Below are 7,646 nucleotides of genomic sequence, written 5' to 3' on the forward strand. Positions count from 1 at the left end.
CGCGCCCGTCACGGGAGCGCGTCCGTCACAGGAGGTGGTCATGCCGGGGAACCCGGAGCCAGCCGTCGACCGCCGGGGCGCCGGCGACGGCCCCGTGATCGAACTGCGCTCGCTCACCAAACGCTACGGCGGCACGGTCGGCATCGAACGGCTGGACGTGTCGGTCGAGGCCGGCGAGGTGTTCGGCCTGCTCGGCCCCAACGGCGCCGGGAAGACCACCACGCTGCGCTGCCTGGTCGGCCTGCTCAGCCCCAGCGACGGGCAGGTGCGGGTGCTCGGCCTGGACCCGGTGGCCGACCACGGCCGGCTCGCCCCCTCGATCGGCTACCTGCCCGGCGAACTGCGGCTCTACCCCGAGCTCACCGGACAGCAGACCCTCGACCTGCTCGCCGCCCTCCAGGGCGCGCCGGTACCGCGCCAGCAGGAGCTGTGCGATCGCCTCAAGCTCTCCCGCGCCGACCTGGCCCGGCCGGTGGGGCAGTACTCGCGCGGCATGAAGCAGAAGCTCGGGCTCGTCCAGTCGCTCCAGCACCGGCCGCCGGTGGTGGTGCTGGACGAACCGAGCGAGGGACTCGACCCGCTGGTCCAGGAGACCTTCTACGAACTGCTCGCCGAGGAGACCGCCGCCGGGCGGACCGTCCTGCTCTCCAGCCACGTGCTGCCCGAGGTGCAGCGGACCTGCGGCCGGGTCGCCATCGTCCGCCACGGCCGGCTGGTCACCGTCCGCTCGGTGGCCGAACTGCGCCAGGCCCGGGCCCGCAGGGTCCGGCTGCTCCTCGACGACGGGCGCGGCGCCAGGCCGCTCGGCACCGCGGAGCGCTGGTCCCCGCGCTGGGACGGCCCCCGGGTCGAGCTGCTGGTGCCACCGGACGAGGTGGTCGCCGCGGTGCGCGACCTGCTCGCCGAACAGCCGGTGGCCGACCTGACGGTGGAGGAGGCGGGCCTGGACGAGGCCTTCCTCGACCTCTACCGGTCCGTCGGGGCCGAGGAGCACGCGAACGGCGGCAGCCCGCAGGAACCGGAGGAGCGGCCGTGAACCCGGGCACCGTCAACCGCCGCCTCCCGCTGGTCTGGCTCGCCCTGCACCGGCGCCGCCGGATGCTGCTCTCCCTGCTGTTCGGCATGGTCGTCTTCGAGACCCTGATCGTGGTGATCGCCGGGACCGTCCCGACCGGCGACCTGTTCGGCGAACGCCGCACCCCGCCCGGCGCGTTCAAGGCCTTCAGCGGCTCCAACGGCGACGTCTCCATCGCCAGCTACCCCGGTCTGCTCGGCGCCGGACTCACCCACCCGTTCTGGATCGCCCTCCAGCTGACCGTGATCGGCTCGCTCGGCGCCGCCGCCGTCGCGGCCGACGTCGAGTCCGGGACCATCGAGCTGCTGATGACCCGCCCGGTCTCCCGCCGCCGGCTGCTCGCCGAACGGGCCGGCGCCCTGATCGCCGCCACGGTGCTGCTCAACGCCGCCGCCACGCTGACCCTCGCGCTCGGGGTGGCGGCCTCCGCCCCCCTGCGTGCCGCCGTCCCGCTGAGCGCGGTGTTCACCGCCGGACTGCTCGGCTGCGCCCTCGCGTTCTGCCTGACCGGGCCGGTGCTGGCGGTCTCCGCGATCAGCCGGCGGCGGGCCCACGTGATCGGCGCGGCCGTCGCGTTCGGCGCGGTCGGCTTCGCGCTCAACTTCGTCGCGCTGGCCTGGTCCCCGGCCAGGCCGCTGCGCTACCTCAGCCCGTTCCACTACTACGCGCCGGGCGACGTGCTCGGCCACGGCGGAGTGCCGTGGGCGGCCTTCGGCGTCCTGCTCGGGGTGGGGCTGCTCGGGCTGGCGGCGGCCTTCCGGCTGCTGGAACGCCGGGACCTGGCGGCCTGAGGCGGGCCGCCCGGCCGGCCTCGGGCGCGGGTCGTCCATCCGCGCAAGGTGGCGTGAACCGCCGATCCGAATGCGGCCTCGGCCGTGCCGGCGTCGAGGGCCCCGGCCAGTTCGAGAGTCACCGGCCCGTGCAGGGTGGCCCGGATCGACAGGGCGATCGACGTTGCCTCGCCGACGAGGACGGCCGCCTCCACCGCCGGTCCTCGCGTCGAAGCGGGCGTCAGCGGGGCTGAGGGCGGCGGTCGGCCCGCAGACGCCCCGCTCCGTCCGAGCCCGCGTCCTGGAGCGTGTCGTCCGTGCTCATGACCTGGGGTACCGCGACCAGGAGCTCGTAGAGGAAGTCGTGGAAGCCTTCCGCGGTCGGCGCCGTGTGGTTCAGCGGGTACACCCCGAACTGCAGGTAGTGCACGGTCTTGCGCATCATCTGGGCCGGTGAGCAGACGGAGACGAGCGTGCCGAAATCCCCGTCCTTGAAGTACGAGGAGGCGACGAAGCACTCGTCCGCCGAACCGTAGACGCCGGCGTCGCCCTTGTACCGCTCGTTGAGGTCATCGCCGTGGACGGCCGAGGACGGGATGCCGAGCTTTCCCAGGAAGTCCCCGCCCGCCCGGCTGAGGCTGCTCTCGTCCTCGACCCCGAGGTGCCGGTGGCGGCTGCCGGGCACGTAGATCTCCACCGGTCGACCGGTGTCCGCGTACTCCTGGAAGAGCTCGTGGCCGCGGCGCAGCCGGGCCGCGAACTCCTCGCCGGGCACGGCCCGGTCGACCAGCGGGTGCTGGGCCGCGACCTCGATCAGCACGCCCGGCAGGTGCTGCCGTTCCCGCATGAAGGCCTGGGCCGCGGAGAGCCGGTCACGCCACCGGTTCGCCGCGGCGGGGGAGAGGGCCACCGTGTCCCACAGGTCCATCGCAGTCCGCCTCACGAGATCGTCCTCACTTCGCCGCGCTCCCCGACGATGGCCCAGGTCCGATCGAAGTGCTTCCAGCAGGCGTCGATCAGACCGAAGTCCTGGGTCCCGCGGAGTTCCAGGGACGGGGTCTCCGGGGCCCTCGCCGGTGGCAGGGTCAGGGTGACCCATCCCCAGTCCCGGTCGCAGAGAATCATCGTGGACCGCAAGTGGGTGGTGAAGAAGCCGATTTCGACCGATCCGGCGGTCGTGCTGCGTGCCCCGGCCTCGCGGACGATCGCCCGCAGCCGTGCCTCGACCTCACGCACCTCGGCCGTGATCGGCGAGCGCTGGTCCCACAGCGACTCGGACTCGTCGACGTCGGCGAGGAACTGCCCGTCGGGGAGCGGTACCAGGACGCGGATCCGCGCGCCGGCGGCGAGCGCCTTCGTCAGGTAGGGCGTCTGGATCTCGATCAGCCGCTTGCCGCTGGTGGACATGATCCCGATCGACGAGGCCTTCCCGAGGTTCTCGCTCAGGGCGTTGCCGGCCTGCCCGTCCACGCTGATCCGGACCACCCCGATCTGCGTTCCGGGGGCCACCAGGTTCTGCCACTCGGCGGAGAAGGTGTGAGCGATCGAGTTGCCCTTGACCCAGCCGGGCTGGGGATTGTGCCGGACCGCCAGCCGCAGCGACCGGGTGACGTCGTTCCTCAGGTCCGCGGTCGTGCGCCAGGGCTTCCAGAGGCGTTCGGTCCGTACCTTCTCGCGGAAGGCCGCGAGCCGCTCCGTGTCCTCCGGTGTCGGCTGCCAGCTGTCGGTGTGCAGCTCGACGGGGTTGGAGTGGACGAAGACCAGGATCGGTTTCCCCAGGGAGCGGGCGTGGTCGTACTCCCGCTCCGTGAAACCGACTTCGCCTCCGGTGAGGTCGCCGTAGCGCGCCCCGAGGATGAGGACGAGGTAGTCGCAGTCGTTGATCACCCGCTCGACGACCTCCCAGGCGCCCTCCGAGCGGGCGTCGAAGAGCTCCATGCCGGAGGGGATGTACCCCTCCTTGACGAGTTCGTCGATGACGGCTTCGCGGTGACGCTTGAGGTCAAGGCTGGTCGAGCTCACGAACACCTGGTAGCGGCGCTCGTCCTGGCCGATCGTCGCCGGGGGTGCCGCGCCGGTCGGCCCCGGTGCGCCGGCGTGCGGGTCGGTCTCCGCCGTCCCGTAGTAGTTGAAGTTGTTCGTCACCGAGCTGCGCGGTCCGATGGCATTGCCGGCCACATCGGCGCCGGCCCCGACCCCGCCGCCGCGGACCTCCACGTGCTCTGTCGGCCGCTCGGGTTCGGACGGATCCTGCTTCCCGCGCCGCCGGAAGCGAGACCCCGGCATCAGCCGGCCACCTCGCCGCCCTGGCCCAGCGCGTTGCCGGCGACGTCGCCCCCGGCGGCCACCGAGCCCTCGCCCTGGGCGAGGACGGCCCTGGTCGGACCGGCCACGGAGCGCGGGGCCCGGGGCGCTCCGCTGACCCTGCTGTCGGCGCCGATCGCGTTGCCGGTCACGCTTCCTCCGGCGGCGACCGCGCCGCGCCCGTCGGCCCGGACGGCTGCGCCTGCGGCCTGCCCGTCCCGTCGCAGCGCGTACACCGAGGCGACGAGCCCGGCGAGCCCGACGACCGCTCCGACGACGGCACTCGCGAGCTCGGCCCCGGCGGCGTCCCCGAGTGCCGCCCACAGTGCGAGTGCGATTGCAACGCCGGTACTGGCCAAGGCCGTTGACCAAAAGAGCAGACGCATTTTCGATGCCCCCTCACACCGACAAACCGGTAGAACCTTGGTACCCGGCTATTGGTCGCACCACGCGCCGGTCGCCCGGCCGGTCTCCCGTCCGGGGCCCCCGGCGATGCAGGGCGCACCGCCCGTCCTGGGCACGGGCGTTCTCGCCGACCAGTCCCGCAACGCCGACGCGTTCGCCCGGCACGGCCTCGGCGGCGCGTTGGACCTCACGGCAACGCGCGGCGAGATCGCCGACGCCATGACGGCCGTTCTCGGCGACTCCCGCCGCGCGGCGGCCGTGAACGCCGCCGCCGGCGAGCTGTCGCGGCTGCCGCCGCTCGACGTGGCGGGACTACGGGACGGTGCGTCACTCACGAGCTCTCGATCGCCGGGGACCGGACGGTCGGTGCGGCGGCGAAGGGTCCGTCCAGGGCGGCCCACTGCAGGAGCAGGATGGTCTTGCCGTCGGTGATGCGTCCGTCGCGGACCATGGCGAGGGCGTCGGCGAAGGGCAGTTCGAGCACCTCGATGTCCTCGCCGTCCTCCTCCAGTCCGCCACCGGCTCCGGTGCGGTCGGCCGGGGTGTAGGGGGCGGCGTAGAAGTGCAGGCGCTCGGTGACGGAGCCGGGGCTCATGTAGGCGTCGAGGACGTGGGTGAGCGGGCCGAGCGTGACGCCGAGTTCCTCGGCGCTCTCGCGCCGGACGGCGGCGAGCGGGTCGTCGCCGTCGAGCAGCCCGGCGGCGGCCTCGACGAGCATGCCGTCCGGGTGGTCGTTGACGTACGCCGGGTAGCGGAACTGGCGGGTGAGCAGCACCCGGCCGCGCTCGGTGTCGTACGGCAGGACGACCGCGCCGTTTCCGCGGTCGTAGGTCTCGCGCTGCTGGGTGACCCAGCGTCCGTCGCGGCGCCGGTGGTCGAAGGTGGTGCGGCGCAGGACGTGCCAGCCCTGTGAGGTGAGTTCCACGTCGCGCACCACGACGTCGGGGTTGCGGGTCAGGTCGCGTCCGGCGCGGTCGAGGCCGGTGCGGCCGCGGTGGTCCGGGATGTCGGTCCCGGGGCGGGGGGTCACGCCGCCCCCCTGCGGGACGAGCATGGGCTTCTCGGTCATGGCGCGCTACGATACACGCAGAAACGTGCAAGAACAGGAGAGAATACGGATGCTGGCTGCCGAGAGACGTGACCACCTGCTGGGCCTGCTCGCCCGCGAGGGCAAGATCGTGGCCAAGGACGTCGCCGCGGACCTCGGCATCTCCGAGGACAGCGTGCGCCGCGACCTGCGCGACCTGGCCGCCGAGGGACTCTGCCAGCGCGTCTACGGCGGGGCCCTGCCCGTCTCCCCGGCCGTCGCGGACTACGCGGCCCGGCAATCGGTCACGCCGGACGGCAAACGGCTGGTCGCCGCGGTCGCCGCCGCGCTCGTCCGGCCGGGCGGCGCCCTGATCCTGGACGGCGGCACCACCGCGCTCGCCGTCGCCCACGCCCTCCCGCCGGACCTGGCCTGCACCGTGATCACCCACAGCCCGACGATCGCGGCCGCGCTGCTCGACCACCCCCGGGCCGAGGTCTTCCTGCTCGGCGGCCGCCTCTTCAAGCACTCGGCGGTCACCTGCGGCGCCGCCGCCGTCGAGGCCGCCCAGAACGTCTCGGCCGACCTGTGCCTGCTCGGCGTCACCGGCGTGCACCCCGAAGCCGGACTGACCACCGGCGACGCGGACGAGGCCGCGATGAAACGCGCCCTGGCCGCACGGGCCGCGGACACCTACGTCCTCGCCTCGTCCGAGAAGATCGGCACCGCCTCCCGGTTCCGTGTCCTGCCCTGGGAGGACATCAGCGGACTGATCACCGACGCCGATCCCGGCCACCCGGTCCTCGGTCAACTCGCGACGCGCGGCGTGGAGATCCTGGCGGCCGGCTGACGGCTACGGCGCGAACACCGGATCGCATGCTCGGCCGAGGGCCGGAGGAGTCCGCAGGGGCGTGCACGTTCGTTCGCGTTCGTTCACGTTCGTTTCGCGCTTTATCAACGCAGGGCGAGGACCTGGCCGGGCAGGAGGAGGTCGGGGTCGTCACCGATGACCTCGCGGTTCAGCTCGTGGAGGGCCGGCCAGTCGTCCGGGACGCCGAGGGTCTGGGCAATACCGCTGAGGGTGTCGCCGGGTCGCACGGTCCAGGTGTCCGAATCGTCGCCGTTCACGTCGTCCGAGGAAGCGTCGTCGGCGCGGAGCAGGGGCGCGGCGGAGTGGGGCCGTGCCTGCGTCGGGCGGTGGTCACGGGCGGCGTGCTCGACGGTGTGGTCGCCGCCGTGGGCGGCACGCCTTCCGCAGGCCGGCCACGGGGCCAGGCCGCGGCGAGCGGCGAGGTTCTCGGCCACGGCGATCTGCTGCTCGCGGGTGGCCTGGTCGGCGCGGGGCGCGTAGCCGAGGCCTCCGTTGGAGCGCCAGGTCCCCGCGTCGAACTGCAGTCCGCCGTAGTAGCCGTTCCCGGTGGCGGCGTTCCAGCGCCCTCCGCTCTCGCACCGGGCGAGGGCGTCCCAGTCCACGCCCGCCCGGACTCCCGTGGCCGCGCCCGCGGCGGACGACGCCGTGGCGCTGCCGACAACTCCGGCGAGAGCGAGCAGGGGAAGCAGGAGGGCGAGGGCCAGGCGACGGACCACGGACAGCGGTGACATGAAAGCTCCGCACCTTCGGGAACAGGGACCGGGCATCGGAATGCCCTCTCCACCCATGCACAAGGCGGGGCGCCGACAGTTGCAGACAGGACGGGATCTCCTCCGGGCGGCGGTTCGACACCACCCGAACGCCACCCCGGCCGTGGCGCGGAGCCGTGCCGCGGGTCGCGGTCCTCGCGCTCACGGTGCCGCAGGTCCGATGCTCCGACCGCGTACCTCCACCGGGTGGGCAGTCACATCGCCCGTACCGGTCGGGAGGTGGCCGAACGTCAGGGTTCGGGGAGCCGACCGGCCACCCGGGCCACCATCAACGGTCCCGGTGCGAGGCGGCGGTCGCGGGCCGGTTCTTCCGGTTGGCGTGTGCGGTCGGGGTGGTGGAGACGGCGCGAGGGCCTGTGCTCGCGCGTATCGCGCGGGCGCAGGCCCTCGTGGGTCACTCCGGTGGTCCCTGTCCGGCCCCCGG

At 73.5% G+C, this 7,646-nt stretch carries 8 protein-coding genes; 3 read left to right on the plus strand and 5 right to left on the minus strand.

Annotation, left to right across the window (positions count from 1 at the left end; all coding sequences use genetic code 11):
- Positions 1–40: 40 nt before the first annotated feature.
- Together ACFVGO_RS24300 and ACFVGO_RS24305 are read left to right on the plus strand one after the other, a co-directional pair.
- The gene (locus tag ACFVGO_RS24300) at positions 41–1,036 is read left to right on the plus strand and encodes an ABC transporter ATP-binding protein (protein ID WP_380351686.1); all 996 of its coding nucleotides are present in this window, start codon (positions 41–43) and stop codon (positions 1,034–1,036) included.
- Positions 1,033–1,866 (plus strand): ABC transporter permease subunit, encoded by an 834-nt coding sequence (locus ACFVGO_RS24305; protein WP_359903800.1) that lies wholly within the window; start codon positions 1,033–1,035, stop codon positions 1,864–1,866. Before ACFVGO_RS24300 ends, ACFVGO_RS24305 begins: the two co-directional genes overlap by 4 nt.
- Before the next feature lie 220 nt (positions 1,867–2,086).
- Here the strand turns inward: ACFVGO_RS24305 and ACFVGO_RS24310 are convergent, their stop codons facing one another.
- From ACFVGO_RS24310 to ACFVGO_RS24325, 4 genes are all read right to left on the minus strand, one after another.
- The gene (locus tag ACFVGO_RS24310) at positions 2,087–2,773 is read right to left on the minus strand and encodes a hypothetical protein (protein WP_380547989.1); all 687 of its coding nucleotides are present in this window, start codon (positions 2,771–2,773) and stop codon (positions 2,087–2,089) included.
- 11 nt (positions 2,774–2,784) lie between these two features.
- Entirely contained in the window at positions 2,785–4,131 is a 1,347-nt protein-coding gene (locus ACFVGO_RS24315; RefSeq protein WP_380633978.1) for a DUF4062 domain-containing protein, read from the minus strand.
- Positions 4,131–4,508: a hypothetical protein gene (locus ACFVGO_RS24320; RefSeq protein ID WP_359903808.1), complete on the minus strand. Its 378-nt coding sequence runs from the start codon at positions 4,506–4,508 to the stop codon at positions 4,131–4,133. The genes ACFVGO_RS24315 and ACFVGO_RS24320 overlap by 1 nt, the downstream gene beginning before the upstream one ends.
- A 377-nt stretch (positions 4,509–4,885) precedes the next feature.
- Positions 4,886–5,584 carry an NUDIX domain-containing protein gene (locus tag ACFVGO_RS24325; protein WP_359903819.1) on the minus strand — a complete coding sequence of 233 codons (699 nt, stop codon included), beginning with the start codon at positions 5,582–5,584 and terminating at the stop codon, positions 4,886–4,888.
- 88 nt (positions 5,585–5,672) lie between these two features.
- Between ACFVGO_RS24325 and ACFVGO_RS24330 the strand changes: the two genes are divergently transcribed.
- Positions 5,673–6,431 (plus strand): DeoR/GlpR family DNA-binding transcription regulator, encoded by a 759-nt coding sequence (locus ACFVGO_RS24330; protein WP_359903811.1) that lies wholly within the window; start codon positions 5,673–5,675, stop codon positions 6,429–6,431.
- Between the two features lie 104 nt (positions 6,432–6,535).
- Here ACFVGO_RS24330 and ACFVGO_RS24335 read toward each other — a convergent pair whose 3' ends face one another.
- Positions 6,536–7,183 (minus strand): transglycosylase family protein, encoded by a 648-nt coding sequence (locus ACFVGO_RS24335; RefSeq protein WP_359903814.1) that lies wholly within the window; start codon positions 7,181–7,183, stop codon positions 6,536–6,538.
- Between the last annotated feature and the right edge of the window lie 463 nt (positions 7,184–7,646).

The sequence above is a fragment of the Kitasatospora sp. NPDC057738 genome, assembly GCF_042798815.1.
GTDB lineage: Bacteria > Actinomycetota > Actinomycetes > Streptomycetales > Streptomycetaceae > Kitasatospora > Kitasatospora lactacystinica.

Bases quoted from the DNA above. Each gene is read 5' to 3' on its own strand.
- ACFVGO_RS24300 (WP_380351686.1), top strand. From the start codon at position 41: ATGCCGGGGAACCCGGAGCCAGCCGTCGACCGCCGGGGCGCCGGCGAC.
- ACFVGO_RS24310 (WP_380547989.1), bottom strand. From the start codon at position 2,773: ATGGACCTGTGGGACACGGTGGCCCTCTCCCCCGCCGCGGCGAACCGG.
- ACFVGO_RS24315 (WP_380633978.1), bottom strand. From the start codon at position 4,131: ATGCCGGGGTCTCGCTTCCGGCGGCGCGGGAAGCAGGATCCGTCCGAA.
- ACFVGO_RS24330 (WP_359903811.1), top strand. From the start codon at position 5,673: ATGCTGGCTGCCGAGAGACGTGACCACCTGCTGGGCCTGCTCGCCCGC.
- ACFVGO_RS24335 (WP_359903814.1), bottom strand. From the start codon at position 7,183: ATGTCACCGCTGTCCGTGGTCCGTCGCCTGGCCCTCGCCCTCCTGCTT.